Origin of the sequence: Bradyrhizobium sp. WYCCWR 12699 (assembly GCF_032144035.1) — a bacterium.
In the GTDB taxonomy this organism is placed as follows: Bacteria; Pseudomonadota; Alphaproteobacteria; order Rhizobiales; family Xanthobacteraceae; genus Bradyrhizobium.
This window is the reverse complement of record NZ_JAVTJN010000039.1, coordinates 1,085,107-1,102,950: the sequence shown is the minus strand read 5'-3', so window position 1 is coordinate 1,102,950 and position 17,844 is coordinate 1,085,107. Positions and strand designations below refer to the sequence as shown.

14 protein-coding genes are annotated in these 17,844 nt (G+C 65.2%); 5 read left to right on the top strand and 9 right to left on the bottom strand.

Annotation, left to right across the window (positions count from 1 at the left end):
* Positions 1 to 7: 7 nt before the first annotated feature.
* The 9 genes from RPS27_RS35830 to RPS27_RS35790 all read right to left on the bottom strand — a co-directional run bounded on the left by RPS27_RS35830 (position 8) and on the right by RPS27_RS35790 (position 10,403).
* On the bottom strand, positions 8 to 1,114 hold the full coding sequence (locus tag RPS27_RS35830; RefSeq protein WP_212065327.1) for an ABC transporter ATP-binding protein: 1,107 nt from the start codon (positions 1,112 to 1,114) through the stop codon (positions 8 to 10).
* A complete protein-coding gene (locus RPS27_RS35825) occupies positions 1,114 to 2,103 on the bottom strand; it encodes an ABC transporter ATP-binding protein (protein WP_212065326.1) in 990 nt (329 codons plus the stop codon). The genes RPS27_RS35830 and RPS27_RS35825 overlap by 1 nt, the downstream gene beginning before the upstream one ends.
* On the bottom strand, positions 2,100 to 2,810 hold the full coding sequence (locus tag RPS27_RS35820) for a DUF1028 domain-containing protein (RefSeq protein ID WP_211417805.1): 711 nt from the start codon (positions 2,808 to 2,810) through the stop codon (positions 2,100 to 2,102). Before RPS27_RS35820 ends, RPS27_RS35825 begins: the two co-directional genes overlap by 4 nt.
* Positions 2,811 to 2,820: 10 nt before the next feature.
* Positions 2,821 to 4,626, bottom strand: coding sequence for a gamma-glutamyltransferase family protein (locus RPS27_RS35815; RefSeq protein ID WP_212065325.1), 1,806 nt, complete (start codon positions 4,624 to 4,626; stop codon positions 2,821 to 2,823).
* An 82-nt stretch (positions 4,627 to 4,708) separates the two neighbouring features.
* Positions 4,709 to 5,698 (bottom strand): ABC transporter ATP-binding protein, encoded by a 990-nt coding sequence (locus RPS27_RS35810; RefSeq protein WP_194406969.1) that lies wholly within the window; start codon positions 5,696 to 5,698, stop codon positions 4,709 to 4,711.
* A complete protein-coding gene (locus tag RPS27_RS35805) occupies positions 5,695 to 6,681 on the bottom strand; it encodes an ABC transporter ATP-binding protein (protein WP_194406970.1) in 987 nt (328 codons plus the stop codon). Before RPS27_RS35805 ends, RPS27_RS35810 begins: the two co-directional genes overlap by 4 nt.
* Before the next feature lie 58 nt (positions 6,682 to 6,739).
* Positions 6,740 to 7,711 (bottom strand): ABC transporter permease, encoded by a 972-nt coding sequence (locus RPS27_RS35800; protein ID WP_212065324.1) that lies wholly within the window; start codon positions 7,709 to 7,711, stop codon positions 6,740 to 6,742.
* An 11-nt stretch (positions 7,712 to 7,722) separates the two neighbouring features.
* A complete protein-coding gene (locus RPS27_RS35795; protein ID WP_211417801.1) occupies positions 7,723 to 8,703 on the bottom strand; it encodes an ABC transporter permease in 981 nt (326 codons plus the stop codon).
* Between the two features lie 104 nt (positions 8,704 to 8,807).
* Positions 8,808 to 10,403, bottom strand: coding sequence for an ABC transporter substrate-binding protein (locus tag RPS27_RS35790; protein WP_194406973.1), 1,596 nt, complete (start codon positions 10,401 to 10,403; stop codon positions 8,808 to 8,810).
* A gap of 372 nt (positions 10,404 to 10,775) precedes the next feature.
* Between RPS27_RS35790 and RPS27_RS35785 the strand changes: the two genes are divergently transcribed.
* The 5 genes from RPS27_RS35785 to RPS27_RS35765 all read left to right on the top strand — a co-directional run bounded on the left by RPS27_RS35785 (position 10,776) and on the right by RPS27_RS35765 (position 17,827).
* A complete protein-coding gene (locus RPS27_RS35785) occupies positions 10,776 to 11,033 on the top strand; it encodes a DUF6489 family protein (RefSeq protein ID WP_028135213.1) in 258 nt (85 codons plus the stop codon).
* Positions 11,033 to 11,833 carry an esterase/lipase family protein gene (locus RPS27_RS35780; protein ID WP_194406974.1) on the top strand — a complete coding sequence of 267 codons (801 nt, stop codon included), beginning with the start codon at positions 11,033 to 11,035 and terminating at the stop codon, positions 11,831 to 11,833. Before RPS27_RS35785 ends, RPS27_RS35780 begins: the two co-directional genes overlap by 1 nt.
* Before the next feature lie 48 nt (positions 11,834 to 11,881).
* Positions 11,882 to 13,432 (top strand): wax ester/triacylglycerol synthase family O-acyltransferase, encoded by a 1,551-nt coding sequence (locus RPS27_RS35775; RefSeq protein ID WP_211417799.1) that lies wholly within the window; start codon positions 11,882 to 11,884, stop codon positions 13,430 to 13,432.
* 10 nt (positions 13,433 to 13,442) lie between these two features.
* On the top strand, positions 13,443 to 14,438 hold the full coding sequence (locus RPS27_RS35770; protein ID WP_212065323.1) for an alpha/beta fold hydrolase: 996 nt from the start codon (positions 13,443 to 13,445) through the stop codon (positions 14,436 to 14,438).
* Between the two features lie 152 nt (positions 14,439 to 14,590).
* On the top strand, positions 14,591 to 17,827 hold the full coding sequence (locus tag RPS27_RS35765; RefSeq protein ID WP_212065322.1) for a bifunctional cytochrome P450/NADPH--P450 reductase: 3,237 nt from the start codon (positions 14,591 to 14,593) through the stop codon (positions 17,825 to 17,827).
* Positions 17,828 to 17,844 lie beyond the last annotated feature (17 nt).

The following is a 17,844-nucleotide window of genomic DNA, read 5'->3' as shown; positions in this document are numbered from 1 at the left end:
GCTTCGGCTATGTCGTTGTGGACGCGGCGCCTTGTATACCAACCCCGGCGAGGCTTCCGCCTTCCGTCTTTTGGCTGAAGGCCGCGACCAATTTTGCAAGAGTTGGCGAAAACCCGCCGGCGGCCGGCAGGATGGCGTCGGCGGGCGGCAGCTCCGCGATGCGATGGCAGGCGGTGGCATGGCCGGTGCCGTCGGCCAAGAGCTTCGGCGCTTCGCTGCGGCAGCGCTCGATCACGAAGGGGCAGCGGGTGTGAAAGCGGCAGCCCGCGGGCGGATTGAGCGCGCTCGGGATCTCGCCCTGCAGCAGGACCGTCGCTCGTTTCGCCTTCGGTTGCGGCAGCGGGATCGCGGACAGCAGCGCCCGGCTATAGGGATGGCGCGGCGATGCGAACAGCGCGTCGGCTTCCGCGGTCTCGACGATCTGGCCGAGATTCATCACCGCCACGTGGTCGGCGATGTGCTTGACCACGGCGAGGTCGTGCGAGACGAAGATGTAGGCGAGACCGAGCCGGTCCTGCAGCTCGCGCAACAGGTTGAGGATCTGCGAGCGGATCGAGACGTCGAGCGCCGAGACCGGCTCGTCGCAGATGATCAGCTTCGGCTCGACCGCGAGCGCGCGGGCGATGGCGATGCGCTGGCGCTGGCCGCCGGAGAATTCGTGCGGATAACGCCGCGCCAGTCTTGGTTCCAACCCGACCAGCCGCAGGATCTCCGCGACGCGCTCGCGCCGCTGTGCCGGCGGCACGAGATCGTGCAGCGCCAGCGGCTCGGTCAGGATCTGGCCGACGGTCATGCGCGGATTGAGCGAGGCGTAGGGATCCTGAAAGATGATCTGCGCCTCGCGACGGAATCTTCGCAAGCCGTCGGCATCCAGCGCGAGCAGGTCGCGGCCATTGAAGCGCACAGTGCCTGCATCCGGCTCGATCAGCCGCAGCACGAGGCGGCTGACGGTGGATTTGCCGCAACCGGATTCGCCGACCAGGGCCAGCGTCTTTCCGGCATCGAGCGAGAAGGACACGCCATCGACCGCCTTGACGTGCGCCAGCGGCCGGCCGAACAGCGAGCGCTGGGCGACGAAATGCTTGACCAGGCCGGTCACCTCGAGCAGCGCCATCACGACACCAGGCGTTCGAGCGGCGCGCGGATGCAGCGCGAGAGGTGGCCGGGACTGACTTCGATCAAGGGCGGCGGCGCCTTGGTGCAGGCCTCCAGCACGAACGGGCAGCGCGCGGCGAAGCGGCAGCCGGCCGGCGGCTGCGCCATGTTCGGCACCATGCCTTGGATCGTGGCGAGCTGCTCGGCGCGATGGTCGAGCCGTGGGATCGAGCCGAGCAGGCCGACGGTGTAGGGGTGCTGCGGCGCGGAGAACAGCTCATCGACGGCGGCGCGCTCGACGATCTCGCCGGCATACATCACCGCGACCTCGTCGCAGACTTCGGCGACGACGCCGAGATCGTGGGTGATCAGGATGATGGCGGCGCCGCTCGCGGCCTTCAGCTCGCGCATCAGTTCCAGGATCTGGGCCTGCAGGGTGACGTCGAGCGCGGTGGTCGGCTCGTCGGCGATCAGGAGGCGCGGATCGCAGGCCAGCGCCATCGCGATCATCACGCGCTGGCGCATGCCGCCGGAGAGCTTGTGCGGATATTCGTCGATCCGCCGCTCCGGCGAGGGGATGTGGACGCGGCGCAACAGTTCGACGGCCCGCTCGCGCGCGCTCTTCCGCGAACCGCCGCGGTGACGCAAAATGGTCTCGATGATCTGGTCGCCGATGGTGAAGCTCGGATTGAGCGAGGTCATCGGCTCCTGGAAGATCATCGCGAGCCGGTTGCCGCGCAGGTCGCGCAGGGTCTGGTCCGGCGTCCGCAGGAGGTCGATGCCGTCGAAGCGGATCGCGCCTGATATTTCCGCGCTTTGTTTCGGCAACAGCCCCATGATCGCCAGCGACGTCACGCTCTTGCCGCAGCCGGATTCACCGACGAGGCCCAGCGTCGCCCCGTTGGCGACGCTGAGATCGACGCTGTCGACGGCATGGGTGACGCGGCCGTCGTCGCCATGGAAGCGGATGCGCAGCTCGGTGATCTCGATGAGGGGGCTCGCGCTCATGATCGCCTTGCGCGCGCTGCTTGGATGCTGGCGTCGATGACGCTGCGATCGGTGTTGCCGGCCGGGTTCTGCCGCGTCGGCATCGAGGGCCGAAAGTGCACCCACAGCTCATGGCTGACCGCTTCGAGCCGTTCGAGCTCGCCGAGTGGATCGGGATGATCGTCGGCGCGTATGTCCAGCGCCGGCCATTCCTCCTCGCCGTGGATCAGCAGCGCCGCGGACTGCTTGCCGCGTTTGTCGCCGCCGGCAGCTTCTCCTGCGCGCATCGCCGCGAGCAGGCGGCGCGGGAAGGGCAGGCTGTCGTTGGCGAGGTAGGTCTTTGCCGTCTCGGCAAGTACGTCGGCGCCCGCGAGCATGTTGCCGGCGATCGAGAAGCCGCTGCCCGCGGTGTGACCGCACCAGTCGACGCAGTCGCGCCCGGTATGTGCAGCGACCTCGCCGCTCGCATCCATGATGTGGACCTGCCGGCTCTCGCGGCCGTCGTCCGCCGCGAGCAGGGCGGCGAGCACGTCGTGAGCGTTGAGGCCCTCGCGCAGGAGCTTGACGCCGTCGATGCCGTAATAGGGATTGACGAAGGCCTGCGTCGCGATGGCGCCGAGGCCGGCCTCAATATACGGCACGCGCGCGCCGACGGCGAAGAACCGGGTCGCGACGGCGATGCCGAACTGGCCGGTGGCAGGATCTTTCGCGATGATCGACCAGGTCATGTGCTGCCTATCAGCGTCCCGCGGCGTAACCCTGCATGCCGCGCGGATTGGCGGCGGCGCGCCGGCGGACGCCGACACGCGAGGCCGCGGTGAGGCGGCCTTCGGACCAGTCGGGGCCGACCTCGACGATATGCCCGCGCTCGCGAAGGTTTTCGATCGTCGCCTTCGGCACACGGTTCTCGACCACGAGCACGCCGGGACGCGCGGTGCGCGGCCAGAACGAGATCGGGAAATGCTCGGAATGCCAGGCCGGCGCGTCGATGGCTTCCTGCAGATTGAGATTGCAATGGACGTGGCGCAGGAAGAATTGGGTGATCCACTGATCCTGCTGGTCGCCGCCGGGCGAGCCCCAGGCGAGATAGGGCTCGCCATCCCGCAGCGCCATGCTCGGCGACAGCGTGGTGCGCGGGCGCTTGCCCGGCGCGAGCGAACTAGGTTGGTTCTCCTCCAGATCGAACATTTGTGCGCGGCTGCCGAGGCAGAAACCGAGTTCGGGAATGACGGGCGAGGATTGCAGCCAGCCCCCTGAAGGCGTCGAGGACACCATGTTGCCGGCCTTGTCGATGATGTCGAAATGCACGGTGTCGCCGCGCACCTCGCCGAAGCGCCCCACGGTCGGTTCACCGGCGCCTAAAGCACCAACGGCTTCGCGTTGGCCTTCAGCGCGGCGCAGCTTGACCACGCCGCCAAGGCCCTCGACCGCCCCGGGCCGCAGATCGAGCGAAGCCTTCTCGGTGACGAGCTTGCGGCGTTCGTCATTATAGGCATCCGATAGCAGCGTCGCGATCGGGATCTCGCTGAATTTCGGATCGCCGTAGAATTTTTCGCGATCGGCAAAGGCGAGTTTTGCGCATTCGATCTGGAGATGGATGAACTCGGGCCCGGTCGGATCCAGGCCGTCGAGGGCAAAGCCCTTCAGCAGTGCGAGCTGCTGCAGGGTGACCGGACCCTGGCTCCAGACGCCGGCCTTGCAAACGGTGTAGCGGCCATAATCGTAGGTGAGCGGCGCTTCGATCGTCGGCTGCCAGCGCGCCATGTCGTCGGCGGACAACACGCCGCGATGTGGCGAGCCGCTGACGTCCATCACTTCTTGCGTGCGGCAGAACTTGTCGATGGCCTCGGCGACGAAACCCTGCGACCAGGCCTTGCGCGCCCGTTCGATCTCGGCATCGCGGCCACCGCCGCCGCTTTCGGCTTCGCTCAGGATCCGCGCGTAGGTTGCGGCCAGCGTCTTGTTGGTGAAGAGCGTGCCGGGCTTCGGCACCTCGCCGTTCGGCAAGTATACCGCGGCGGAGGTTGGCCAGTGCTTGCGGAACAATTGCTCGACGGTCTGGATGGTGGCGCATGCGCGCTCCACGAGCGGATAGCCATCGCGGGCGTAGGAGATCGCGGGCTCCAGCACGTCGCGCACGCGCATCGTGCCGTAGTCGCGCAGCAGCATCATCCAGGATTCGAAGGTGCCGGGGACGCAGGCGGCGAGCAGGCCGGTGCCCGGCACCATGTCGAGGCCCTCGCTCTTGTAATGCGCGATCGTGGCACGCGCCGGGGCCGGGCCCTGGCCGCAGATCACTTCGGTGCGGCCGCGTTTCACGTCGTGCACGATGACGGGCACGTCGCCGCCGGGGCCGTTCAGATGCGGCTCAACCACCTGCAGCGTGAAGGCGGTGGCGACGCCGGCGTCGAAGGCGTTGCCGCCCTTTTCCAGGATGGCCATGCCGACGGCTGTCGCGATCCAGTGCGTGGTGGCGACGACCCCGAAGGTGCCCTCGATTTCGGGGCGTGTCGTGAACGGATCGGGATTGACGTTGCTGGCCATGGGCTACCTCATTTGCGGCGCGCGCAATTGATCACAGCCGATGCTGGGATGCCAAATGCGCAGGCCGCATGGCACGCGCGCGTCACGCTGGGACCGGCGCGGTGTTAACAGCGTGGCAGGCGACGCCGTTGATCAGTTCCGGCGTTTCCTTGCGGCAGAGATCGAACGCCAGCGGGCAGCGCGGATTGAAGGCGCAGCCGGGGGGCGGATTGATCGGGTTCGGGATTTCGCCCTTCACCGGAATGCGCTGGCGGCCGCTCATGGCAAGGTCAGGCACGGCGCCCAGCAGCATTTTGGTGTAGGGCATGCGAGGATTGGCGAACAGCTCGCGTCCCTCCGCGATCTCGACGATGCGGCCGAGATACATCACGCCGACGCGGCTCGCCATGTGGCGGACCACGGCGAGGTTGTGGCTGATGAACATGTAGGTCAGGCCGAACTTGTCCTGGAGGTCGCGCATCAGGTTGAGGATCTGCGCCTGCACCGAGACGTCGAGCGCCGAGGTCGGCTCGTCGCAGACGATGAACTCGGCATCCGAGGCGAGCGCCCTGGCAATCGCGATGCGCTGGCGCTGGCCGCCGGAGAATTCGTGTGGAAATTTCAGCCGGTCGTCGGGATGCAGGCCGACCAGGGTGAGCAATTCGCCGACGCGGGCCTGGATGTCGCGCTCGCCCTGGATCAGGTCGAACGCGCGGATCGGCTCGGAGATGATGGCGTCGACGCGGAAGCGCGGGTTCAGGCTGGCATAGGGATCCTGGAAGATCATCTGGATGCGGCGGCGCAGCTTGCGGCGCGCAGGCGCCTGCCGCGGATCGGTCATCGAGACGCCGTCGATCAGCACGTCGCCCGCGCTCGGCGGCAAGAGGCCGACGACCATCCGAGCGACCGTTGTCTTGCCCGAGCCGGACTCGCCGACCAGCGCAAACGTCTCGCCCTTCCTGATGTCGAAGGTGACGTGATCGACCGCCTTCAGAAATTCGAGGTGGCCGCCTTCGAGCACGCGGTTGAGCCAGGGTTTTGAGACGTCGAACACCCGGCGCAAATTTGTCGCCTGGACGAAGGGAGTGCTCATGCCGCGCTCTCCGCCGGCACGCTGTCATAGAGATGGCAGGCGACCGATTGCGCGCCCCGCGGCAACGGCTCCGGCCGCTCGACCCGGCAGCGGTCGAACGCGAAGGCGCAGCGCGGATTGAAGGAGCAGCCGCGCGGGATCGCCGAGAGGCGCGGCATAGATCCGGGAATCTGCTGCAGGCGCTTGTCGTCGCCGGCCAGCGTCGGGATCGCGCCCATCAGGCCCTTGGCGTAAGGGTGCAGCGGATTTCGCACGACATCCTGGACCGGACCGATCTCGGCGACACGGCCGGCATACATCACCGCGACGCGGTCCGAGGTCTCCGCGATCACGCCCATGTCGTGCGTCACCAGCATCACAGCGGTGCCGTGGTCGCGGCCGAGCCGCTTGATCAGCGAGATGATCTGCGCCTGCACGGAGACGTCGAGCGCGGTGGTCGGCTCGTCGGCGATGATCAGTTCGGGCTCGGCGCAGATCGCGAGCGCGATCACGACGCGCTGGCGCATGCCGCCGGAGAATTCGTGCGGATAGCCGTCGATGCGCTTGTCCGGCGCGGGAATACCGACCTCGGCGAGCAGGTCGATGGCGCGGCGGCGCGCGGCGGATTCGGACAGGTTGAGGTGAGTCCTGATCGTCTCGACGATCTGGTCGCCGACCCGGTAGAGCGGATTGAGTGAGGTGAGGGGATCCTGGAAGATCATGCCGATCCGCTTGCCACGGATGCGCCGCATCTCCTCCGGCGGCAGATTGTCGATGCGCTGGCCGGCAAGGCGAATCTCGCCGCCGGCGATGCGGCCGGGCGGATCGATCAGGCCGATCACGGCAAGGCCCGTGACGGACTTGCCGGCGCCGGATTCGCCGACCACGCCCAGCACCTCGCCCTTGGCGATGTCGAAGGAGACGCCGTCGATGGCGCGCAGCGTGCCGCGGCGGGAGGCGAACTCCACCTGAAGGTTACGCACGGAGAGAATGGGTTCGGTCATGAGCGAGGCGTACTCATCGAAGGATTGCTCATCGAAGGATTGCTCATCAAAGTGTTGCTCATCGGAGTTTCGGATTGAGCGCGTCGCGCAACCAGTCGCCGAGCAGATTGATCGACAGAATCAGCCCGGCCAGCGCGAGGCCCGGGAAGGCGACGATCCACCATTCGCCGGCGAACAGGTAGTTATTGCCGATGCGGATCAGCGTGCCGAGCGAGGGCATCGTGTCGGGCAGGCCGACGCCGAGGAAGGACAATGTCGCCTCGGTGATGATGGCGAGCGCCAGGTTGATGGTGGCGATGACCAGGATCGGACCCATCGTGTTGGGCAGCACGTGCCGCAGCATGATCTTCGGCGCCGGCAGGCCGATCAGCTGCGCGGCCGCCACGTAGTCCTTGTTCTTCTCGACCATCACGGAGCCGCGCACCGTCCGGGCATACCCCACCCAGAAACTCAGGCCGATCGAGATCACCAGCACCACCAGCATGCTGGTGGCATCCAGCCGGTTGCCGAAGATCGATTTGGCGATGCCGTTGACGAGCAGCGCGATCAGAATGGCGGGGAAGGTGAGCTGCACGTCCGCGATCCGCATGATCACGCCATCGACCGCACCGCCGAAATAGCCGGCGATCAGGCCGAGTGCGATGCCGAGCGCACCCGCGAAGATCACGCCGGCGACGCCGACGGCAAGCGAGATGCGCATCCCGTAGAGGATGGCCGAGAACACGTCGCGGCCCTGCTCGTCGGTGCCGAGCAGGAACGGGCTCTGGCCGTCGGCGGTCCAGAGCGGCGAGATGCGCGAGTTCATCAACTGGAGCTGCGCCGGATCGAACGGATTCTGAACCGCGAGCGCGGATGCAAAGATCGCGAGCAGGAAGAACAGCACGGTGATGGCCGCCGCCACCATGGTCAGCTTGGAGCGGCGGAACGAATAGAAGATGTCGCTGTCGAGCGCGCGGCTCAGCCAGCTGCGGCCGGCATGCGCAGGCGGTGCGCTCGGCTTGTCGGGACTGGAGGCGACTGCGTCGGACATGCAGGATTGCCTTATGTGGCGCGGCCGACCGTCGCGCGCAGGCGCGGGTCGACCACGGTGTAGAGGATGTCGACCACCAGATTGATGGTGACGAATATCAGCGAAACCATCAGCAGATAGGCGGCCATGATCGGGATGTCGACGTTTTGCACGGCTTGCACGAAGAGCAGCCCCATGCCCGGCCATTGGAACACGGTCTCGGTGATGATGGAAAATGCAATAACCGAGCCAAACTGGAGCCCGGCCACCGTGATCACGGGAATCAGCGTGTTCTTCAGCGCGTGGCCGAAATGGATGGCGCGGGTGGTGAGGCCCCGGGCGCGGGCAAAGCGGATGTAGTCGGTCCGCAGCACTTCCAGCATCTCCGCGCGCACCAGCCGCATGATCAAGGTCATCTGGAACAGGCCGAGGGTGATCGAGGGCATGATCAAGGCCTTCAGTCCCGACAGCGTGAGCAGGCCCGTGCTCCACCAACCGAGCTTGACCACCTCGCCGCGGCCGAACGAGGGCAACCAGCCCAACGTCACCGCAAACAGATAGATCAGCAGAATGCCGATGAGGAAAGTCGGCAACGAGATGCCTATCAACGAAACCGCCTGCAATAGTTTGGCCAACATGGTATCGCGCCTGAGCGCCGAATAGACGCCCATCAGAATGCCGAACACCATGGCAAAGACGGTGGCGCAGATCGCAAGTTCCAGCGTGGCGGGCATACGCTCCATCAACAGCGTTGAGACCGGCTGGCGGAACTGATAGGAGACGCCGAACTTGAACTGCGCGGCATCGGCGAAATAGCGTACGAACTGCACCGGCACGGGGTCGTCGAGGCCGAGCGATTTGCGCACGATTTCGCGTTCGGCCGCCGACGTGTCGATCGAGACGATCTGGTTGACGGGATCGCCGGCGAAACGGAACATCGAGAAGGCGATGATGCCGACGGCGAACATGACGCCGATGGCCTGAAGGGCGCGGCGAAGAGTGAAAGCGAGCATGCCTTCCACTGTCCTTGTGAGCCTGCGGCCGACGACTTTGTCAGCCGGAAAAAGGAAAGGTCCCGGAAGCCTCGCGCTGCCGGGACCTTGTGATCAATCGACTTCTATTCCTTCTTGGTCGCCCAGTGGAACATCACCAGATTGTCGGCGCGCTGCGGCAGGTTGACCTTTTTCGATACGCCCCAGGCCAGCGCCTGCTGGTGCAGCGGAATGTAGGCCCAGTCCTTGATGCTGATTTCGTAGGCCTGCTTGATCAGCTGGTTGCGCTTGGCGGTGTCGGTTTCGACCAGCACCTTGTCGGTGATGGCGTCGAACTCCTTGTTGCAATAGCCGCCGAGGTTGGCCTCGCCGCGCGAGGATTTCGCATCGTCGCGGCAGCCCATGATGTCGTAGAGCACGTTGTGCGAGTCCATCGTGCTCGGCGTCCAGCCCAGCAGGTAGAACGAGGTCTGATAGCCGCCCTGCTTGAGCACCTTGGCGAAGTACTGCGCCTTCGGCTGCGCCAAAAGGTTGATCTTGACGCCAATGCGGGCGAGCATGCCGACGACGGCCTGGCAGATTGCGGCGTCGTTGACGTAGCGATCGTTCGGGCAATCCATCGTGACCTCGAAGCCATCGGGGTAACCGGCCTCGGTCAGGAGCTTCTTGGCGCCGTCAGGATCGAATTTCGGCCGCGTGAACTCCTTGGACAGCACGAACAGCTCGGGCGCGATCATCAGGGCTGACGGCGTTGACAACCCGCGCATCACGCGCGTCTTGATCAGCTCGATGTCGATCGCCTTGTAGAAGGCTTCGCGGACACGAGCGTCCTTGAACGGGTTCTTGCCCTTGATGTTGGAGTAGAGCAGCTCATCGCGCGTCTGGTCGAAGCCGATGAAGATCGTGCGCAGCTCCGGCCCCTTCAGTACTTGGGCGTTCGGGCTGGAATCGACGCGGGAGATGTCCTGGATCGGCACCGGCTCGATGACGTCGACCTCGCCGGAGAGCAGCGCGGCGACACGGGTGGCGTCGGAGGAGATCGGGGTGAAGATGATCTCCTTCAGATTACCTTCCATCTTGCCCCAGTAATTGGGGTTGGCCTTGAAGACCGTCTTCACGCCGGGCTGATGGCTTTCGATGATGAAGGGGCCAGTGCCGTTCTCGTGCAGCGAGGCGTAGCTCGGCGTGGTCGCCGCCACCGGCGTCGGATCGACGACGTTGTTCTCCTCGGCCCATTTCTTGTCCATGATGTACCAGACATCCCACGAATTATGCAGGATGGGATTGGGCGAAGGCAGGACGAAATCGACGGTGTAGTCGTCGACCTTGACGACCTTGACGTCGGGCGCAAGGCGGGTCTGCATATTGGACCCCTTCTTGCGGACGCGATCGGCGGAGAACACGACGTCGTCGGCGGTGAAGGGGTCGCCGTTGTGGAATTTCACGCCCTTGCGCAAATGAAAGCGCCAGCGGGTCGGCTCGGGGGTTTCCCAGCTCTCCGCCAGCGCCGGAATGATCTTGAGCTCCTTGTCGCGCGCGGTGAGGCCTTGATAGACGTGACCGAGATGGGCGTGTGTCGTGCTCTCGTTGAGCGTGTAGGGATCAAGGGACTTCAGGTCGCCCTGGTTGGCATAGCGTAGCGTCTGGCTGGTTGCCGGCGAGACCGTCAACGCAAATGCACCGGCGAGCGTCGCCGCAAACAGACTTCGACATACAGACATTCTTGACCCTCTCCACGCCGCCGTGCCGGTGGTTTTTGATTGTTCGGCCGGCCGATTAATCCATGTTGCCCAGAGTTCTCGACCGGTGCAAGCGCCATTCCAGCAAGGAACGCGCCAAGTTGCACCGCTGTGCAGCAATGCTGGCCAGCGATTTGGGGTGGAGGCCCGTGGGAGATATTCGACTTTCGACCTGTGCATTCCCCGGGGCAGTGCGGTGACGCCTCTGCCGCGGGACGGCGCTAAGGGGGTTGATTGACCATACCCCTGGATTGCGGAAGCCGGCGCCTTGCCGTCCGCCTCAGGTCGCTTGCGTTGCACACCGTGTCGCGGCGATACTCCCGCCAAGCCGCTCGAATCTCATCTGGAGGGGACATGAAAGTTAACATCGAAATCGACTGCACCCCCCTCGAGGCCCGCCAGTTCTTCGGTCTGCCCGACGTCGGGCCGATGCAAACGGCGGTGATGGACAAGTTGCAGCAGCAGGTGCTCAGCAACATCGAGAAGGTCTCGCCGGAATCGCTGATCCAGAGCTGGTTCACGTTCGATCCGAAGATCGCCGAGCGGTTTCAGGACATGTTCGTCACGATGGCGGGCCTCGGCGGCACGCGCAGCAGCGACAAGAAGAAATAGTGTCGCCCGGGCAGGAGGAGGGGCAGGAGAGAGGCCGGCTTCGTCCGCCGGGTCTCGGTCTGTTGCTCGCCGAAGCCCGCGGCCTGTTCGAGCTCAATGCGAGCCTGCTGCTGTCGCCGATCCTGATGCGGGCGCCGAGGGGCGACGGCCATCCGGTGCTTGCACTGCCGGGCTTTCTGGCCAGCGACCTCTCAATGGTGCCGATGCGGCGCTATCTCAGCGAGCTCGGCTATGAGGCACAGGCCTGGCGGATGGGCCGCAATCTCGGCGGTCTCGGCCGGATGCGGGACGCTTTGCGTGCCCGTCTCACCGAGATTCATGCTGCGAGCGGACGCAAGGTCAGCCTGGTCGGATGGAGTCTCGGCGGCGTCTATGCCCGCGATCTCGCGCTGTGGGCACCCGACATGGTCCGCTACGTCGTCACGCTCGGCAGCCCCTTTGCCAATGACGTGCGGGCGACCAACGCCACGCGGCTCTACGAAGCGCTATCCGGTGAGCGGGTCGAGGATCTTGCGGAAGCGCGCGAGGCGATCGCCGGCGATCTGCCCGTGCCGACAACCTCGATCTATTCGCGTGCCGACGGTGTGGTGAACTGGCGGACCTGCTTGCTGCGTCCCTCCGACCGTGCCGAGAACATCGAGGTGCACCTGGCGAGCCATATCGGCCTCGGGGTCAATCCCGCGGCGCTGTGGGCCGTGGCCGATCGTCTGGCCCAGCCGGAGGGGGAATTCTCGCCATTTGACCGGGCAGGGCCGTTTGCCATTGCATATGCCCCGCCGGAACAGGCAATATCGGCCTGACGAGAAGCGCCGGCCAAAGGCGCCCGTCAAATCTTGCGGGAGGGAACTATGGCTGACGGTAAGAAGCTGTCGTCGCTGGACGCGTCGTTTCTCTATCTGGAAACGCCTGAGATGCCGATGCATGTCGGGAGCATGGCGATCTTTCGCCTGCCCGACGACTACAAGGGCGACTTCTTCGAAGACTTCAAGGCGATGATCGTCTCGCGCCTGCACATCGCGCCGATCCTGAAGGCGCGACTGGAGAAGGCGCCGCTCGACATCGACCATCCCTCCTGGGTCGAGGACGATCAGTTCGACATCGATCGTCACATCTTCCGCGCCAGCCTGCCGCAACCACGCGACCGCGCCACGCTCGAGCGCATCGTCGGCTGGATGCATGCCAAGCTCTTGAACCGTGCCCGCCCGCTCTGGGAGTTCTACGTATTCGAGGGCATGAAGGACAACGAGGTCGGGCTCTATTCCAAGATGCACCATGCCGCGATCGACGGCGGCGCCGGCGCGGCGCTGACCAACATGATCTACGATATCTCGCCGATCCCGCGGCAGGTCGAGCCGCCGACGGCCGGAAGCAAGCCTGGGCAGGAGCCGCGCGACATCGCGGCGAACCTGCTGGATTCCTACCAGCAGCTGTTCAACCAGCCCCTCGATGCCGGCAAGGCCGCCCAGAACCTGCAACTGCCGCGCACCGGCAAGAGCGACATCGGCTCGATCCTGTTCGACAACGCGATGTACCAGATCGAGAGCGCAGTGCGCTTCGCGGGCAATATCCCGACCATGGTCAAGAGCGTCTCCGAGGTGCTGGGCAAGGTCTCCGATCCGAAATCGCGCGAGAGCCTTGCCAGCATGGTGTCGCCGCCGACCATGCTGAACAAGACCATCTCCTCGGAGCGCAGCTTTGCCGGCGTGTCGATCTCGCTGTCGCGCTCCAAGGCGCTGGCCAAGCGGGCGGGCGGCAAGCTCAACGACGTCGTGCTGGCGCTCGCCTCCGGCGTGGTCCGCCGCTATCTTCTGCAATACGGCACGCTGCCTGCGAAATCGCTGACGGCGGCCGTGCCGATCTCGCTACGTGAGGAGGGAAACACCGAGGCCAACAACCAGGTGTTCGGCATGATCTGCGCGATTGCGACCAATATCGACGATCCCAAGGCGAGGCTCGAGGCCATCATCGCGCAGTCGACCAAATCCAAGGAGATGTCGCATCCGCTGCGTGCCTTGATGCCGCAGGTCTCCAACATCTCGATGCTGGGCGCACCGATCATGGTGCAGATCCTGGCGCTGCTCTACAGCCGTTCGAACCTCTCGGACGTTCTGCCGCCGGCCGCAAACATCACGGTGTCCAACGTGCCGGGGCCGCGGCAGACGCTCTATGCCGCGGGCGCCGAGCTGCTGCACATCTTCCCGGTGTCGATCTCGACGCACGGGCAGGCACTCAACATCACCGTGCAGAGCTACCGCGACCAGCTCGATTTCGGCTTCATCGTCGGCGCCAACATCATTCCGCATGTGCAGGTGATGTGCGACATGCTGCCGGAGGAGTTCGCCGCGCTGGAGGCGGCCTACGCGCCACCGGCGGCCGAGATCAAGGGCGCCGCGGAATAGGAAGTTTGTGATGATTGAAATGCCGCCGCTCCAGTTCGCGCAGACGAACGGAATCCGCATGGGCTATTACGAGGCGGGCCCGGCCGACGACAAGCCGCCGATCGTGCTGTGTCACGGCTGGCCCGAGCTCGCCTTCTCCTGGCGTCACCAGATCAAGGCGCTGAGCGAGGCCGGCATCCGGGTGATCGCCCCGGACCAGCGCGGTTATGGCGCGACCGACCGGCCCGAGCCGGTCGAGGACTATGACATGGAGCATCTGACCGGCGATCTCGTCGGTCTGCTCGATCATCTCAATATCGACGAGGCGATCTTCGTCGGTCACGATTGGGGCGGCTTCGTCGTCTGGCAGATGCCGTTGCGTCACCCTTCGCGCGTCGCCGGTGTGGTTGGCGTCAACACCCCGCATTGGGACCGCACGCCGATCGACCCCATCGCCCTGTTTCGCCAGCGCTTCGGCGATCAGATGTATATCGTCCAGTTCCAGGATCCCGCGCGCGGGCCGGACAGGATCTTCGGCAGCCGCGTCGAGCAGACGTTCGACGCCTTCATGCGCAAACCGCTGGCGCGCCCGCCGGCAAAGCCTGATGAGCCGCCCATCGCGGGTGTCGGCGCCTCGTCGAAGACCAATCTGGCGTTTCCGCAAATGATCGCAGCCTACGATGCCAAAGTCGATCCGCGCGCACCGATCCTGTCGGCCGACGAGAAGAAGGTGTTCGTCGACACCTTCACGAAAACTGGTTTCACCGGCGGTATCAACTGGTATCGCAACTTCTCCCGTAACTGGGAGCGGTCGAAGGGCCTGGATCACAACGTCCATGTGCCCTCGCTGATGATCATGGCGGAGAACGATGCCGTGCTGCCGCCGTCCGCGGCCGACGGCATGGAGAAGCTGATCGGCGATCTCGAGAAATATCTGGTGAAGGATAGCGGCCATTGGACGCAGCAGGAGAAGCCGGAAGAGGTCAGTGCCAAGCTGATCGAATGGCGTAGAAGGCGGTTTGGTTGACGACGCGGTCGTCCAGGTAAGTGGCACCGTCGTTCCGGGATGGTCCGAAGGGATCGCGAGGCGACCCAGAGGACCAGACCCGGAACCTCGACAGTCCGGGTTCGATGCTGCGCATCGCCCGGAATGACGGCAAGAGGGGGAAGCGAAGTTAAATGTCATCCAAGAACCGTCTGGACCCGATCCCGCATCCGCCGACCAAGCCCGTGGTCGGCAACATGCTGTCGCTGGATTCGGCCGCTCCCGTGCAGCACCTGACGCGGCTCGCCAAGGAGCTCGGCCCGATCTTCTGGCTCGACATGATGGGCTCGCCGATCGTCGTCGTGTCAGGCCACGACCTCGTCGACGAGCTCTCCGACGAGAAGCGGTTCGACAAGACAGTGCGCGGCGCGCTGCGGCGCGTGCGCGCGGTCGGCGGCGACGGGCTGTTCACGGCCGACACCAAGGAGCCGAACTGGAGCAAGGCGCACAACATCCTGCTCCAGCCCTTCGGCAACCGCGCCATGCAGTCTTACCATTCGAGCATGGTCGACATCGCCGAGCAGCTCGTCCAGAAATGGGAACGGCTCAACGCCGACGACGAGATCGATGTCGTCCACGACATGACCGCGCTGACGCTTGATACGATCGGCCTGTGCGGCTTCGACTATCGCTTCAATTCGTTCTACCGGCGGGACTACCATCCCTTCGTCGAGTCGCTGGTGCGCTCGCTCGAAACCATCATGATGACGCGCGGTCTGCCGTTCGAGCAGATCTGGATGCAGAAGCGGCGCAAGACGCTGGCCGAAGACGTCGCCTTCATGAACAAGATGGTCGACGAGATCATCGCCGAGCGGCGCAAGAGCGCGGAGGGGATCGACGACAAGAAGGACATGCTGGCCGCGATGATGACCGGCGTCGATCGCTCGACCGGCGAGCAGCTCGACGACGTCAACATCCGCTATCAGATCAACACGTTCCTAATCGCGGGCCACGAGACCACCAGCGGGCTGTTGTCCTACACGCTCTATGCGCTGCTCAAGCATCCGGACATTCTCAAGAAGGCCTATGACGAGGTCGACCGCGTCTTCGGTCCCGACGTCAACGCGAAGCCGACCTATCAGCAGGTGACGCAGCTCACCTACATCACGCAGATCCTGAAAGAAGCGCTGCGACTGTGGCCGCCGGCGCCGGCCTACGGCATCTCCCCGCTGAACGACGAGACCATCGGAGACGGCAAGTACAAGCTTCGGAAAGGCACCTTCACCACGATCCTGGTGACCGCGCTGCATCGCGATCCCTCCGTCTGGGGGCCGAATCCCGATGCCTTCGATCCCGAGAATTTCAGCCGCGAGGCGGAGGCGAAGCGGCCGATCAATGCCTGGAAGCCGTTCGGAAACGGCCAGCGCGCCTGCATCGGCCGCGGCTTTGCGATGCACGAGGCCGCGCTGGCGCTCGGCATGATCCTGCAGCGCTTCAAGCTGATCGACCACCAGCGCTACCAGATGCATCTGAAGGAAACGCTGACGATGAAGCCGGAAGGCTTCAAGATCAAGGTACGTCCGCGCGCCGATCGCGAGCGGGGGGCCTATGGAGGGCCCGTTGCGGCTACCGGTTCAGCGCCGAAGGCGCCGCGTCAGCCGACGGCCCGACCCGGCCATAACACGCCGATGCTGGTGCTGTACGGATCCAACCTCGGCACCGCCGAGGAGCTCGCGACGCGCATGGCCGACCTTGCCGAGATCAACGGCTTTGCCGTGCATCTCGGCCCGCTCGACGATTATGTCGGCAAGCTGCCGCGGGAGGGTGGCGTGCTCATCATCTGCGCCTCCTATAATGGTGCGCCACCCGACAACGCGACGCAGTTCGTCAAATGGCTCGGCGACGATCTGCCGAAGGATGCCTTTGCAGGTGTGCGCTATGCCGTGTTCGGCTGCGGCAACAGCGACTGGGCTGCGACCTATCAATCGGTGCCGCGCCTGATCGACGAGCAATTGTCGAAGCACGGCGCACGTGCGGTCTATCCGCGTGGCGAGGGCGATGCGCGCAGCGATCTCGACGGCCAGTTCCAGAAGTGGTTCCCGGCCGCCGCCCAGGTCGCGACCAAGGAATTCGGCATCGACTGGAATTTCACCCGCACCGCCGAGGACGATCCGCTCTACGCGATCGAGCCTGTGGCGGTGACCGCCGTCAACACCATCGTCGCCCAGGGCGGCGCTGTGGCGATGAAGGTGCTCGCCAACGACGAGCTTCAGAACAAGAGCGGGGCCAATCCGTCGGAGCGCTCGACGCGCCATATCGAGGTGCAGCTGCCGTCCAACGTCAGCTACCGCGTCGGCGATCACCTCAGCGTCGTCCCGCGCAACGATCCGACCCTGGTGGATTCGGTCGCCCGTCGCTTCGGCTTCCTGCCGGCGGACCAGATCAGGCTCCAGGTCGCCGAAGGCCGCCGCGCGCAATTGCCGGTGGGAGATGCCGTGTCGGTCGGGCGCCTGCTGAGCGAGTTCGTCGAGCTGCAGCAGGTCGCGACGCGCAAGCAGATCCAGATCATGGCGGAGCACACCCGCTGTCCCGTCACCAAGCCGAAGTTGCTGGCCTTCGTCGGCGAGGAGACGGAGCCGCTCGAGCGCTATCGCGCCGAGATCCTGGCCAGGCGCAAATCGGTGTTCGATCTGTTGCTCGAATATCCCGCCTGCGAATTGCCGTTCCACGTCTATCTGGAAATGCTCTCGCTGCTGGCGCCGCGCTATTACTCGATCTCGTCCTCGCCGTCGGTGGACCCGGCGCGCTGCAGCGTCACGGTCGGCGTGGTCGAAGGTCCCGCCGCCTCCGGCCGCGGGGTCTACAAGGGAATCTGCTCGAACTATCTGGCCAACCGCCGCGTGGGCGACACGGTCTATGCCACCGTGCGTGAGACCAAGGCTGGCTTCCGCCTGCCGGACGATCCATCCGTGCCGATCATCATGATCGGCCCGGGCACCGGCCTTGCGCCGTTCCGCGGCTTCCTGCAGGAGCGCGCCGCGCGCAAGGCGAAGGGGGCCAGCCTCGGGCCATCCATGCTGTTTTTCGGCTGCCGCCATCCGGATCAGGATTTTCTCTACGCGGAGGAGCTGAAGGCGCTGGCGGCCAGCGGCATCACGGAGCTGTTCACGGCGTTCTCGCGTGCCGACGGACCGAAGACCTATGTGCAGCACGTACTGGCCGCGCAAAAGGACAAGGTCTGGCCGCTGATCGAGCAGGGCGCGATCATCTATGTCTGCGGCGACGGCAGCAAGATGGAGCCGGACGTGAAGGCGGCGCTGGTTGCGATCCATCGCGAGAAGAGCGGCAGCGATGCCGCCGCCAGTGCGCGCTGGATCGAGGAGATGGGGACGCAGAACCGCTATGTGCTCGACGTCTGGGCGGGCGGGTGATTATGCGTCCGATCGTG

What these genes read in the sequence shown, in the direction of transcription:
- RPS27_RS35830 (WP_212065327.1), bottom strand. Translation starts at nt 1,114, where the DNA reads ATGGCGCTGCTCGAGGTGACCGGCCTGGTCAAGCATTTCGTCGCCCAG.
- RPS27_RS35765 (WP_212065322.1), top strand. Translation starts at nt 14,591, where the DNA reads ATGTCATCCAAGAACCGTCTGGACCCGATCCCGCATCCGCCGACCAAG.
- RPS27_RS35775 (WP_211417799.1), top strand. Translation starts at nt 11,882, where the DNA reads ATGGCTGACGGTAAGAAGCTGTCGTCGCTGGACGCGTCGTTTCTCTAT.
- RPS27_RS35790 (WP_194406973.1), bottom strand. Translation starts at nt 10,403, where the DNA reads ATGTCTGTATGTCGAAGTCTGTTTGCGGCGACGCTCGCCGGTGCATTT.
- RPS27_RS35805 (WP_194406970.1), bottom strand. Translation starts at nt 6,681, where the DNA reads ATGACCGAACCCATTCTCTCCGTGCGTAACCTTCAGGTGGAGTTCGCC.
- RPS27_RS35795 (WP_211417801.1), bottom strand. Translation starts at nt 8,703, where the DNA reads ATGCTCGCTTTCACTCTTCGCCGCGCCCTTCAGGCCATCGGCGTCATG.
- RPS27_RS35770 (WP_212065323.1), top strand. Translation starts at nt 13,443, where the DNA reads ATGATTGAAATGCCGCCGCTCCAGTTCGCGCAGACGAACGGAATCCGC.
- RPS27_RS35815 (WP_212065325.1), bottom strand. Translation starts at nt 4,626, where the DNA reads ATGGCCAGCAACGTCAATCCCGATCCGTTCACGACACGCCCCGAAATC.
- RPS27_RS35820 (WP_211417805.1), bottom strand. Translation starts at nt 2,810, where the DNA reads ATGACCTGGTCGATCATCGCGAAAGATCCTGCCACCGGCCAGTTCGGC.
- RPS27_RS35785 (WP_028135213.1), top strand. Translation starts at nt 10,776, where the DNA reads ATGAAAGTTAACATCGAAATCGACTGCACCCCCCTCGAGGCCCGCCAG.
- RPS27_RS35825 (WP_212065326.1), bottom strand. Translation starts at nt 2,103, where the DNA reads ATGAGCGCGAGCCCCCTCATCGAGATCACCGAGCTGCGCATCCGCTTC.
- RPS27_RS35810 (WP_194406969.1), bottom strand. Translation starts at nt 5,698, where the DNA reads ATGAGCACTCCCTTCGTCCAGGCGACAAATTTGCGCCGGGTGTTCGAC.
- RPS27_RS35800 (WP_212065324.1), bottom strand. Translation starts at nt 7,711, where the DNA reads ATGTCCGACGCAGTCGCCTCCAGTCCCGACAAGCCGAGCGCACCGCCT.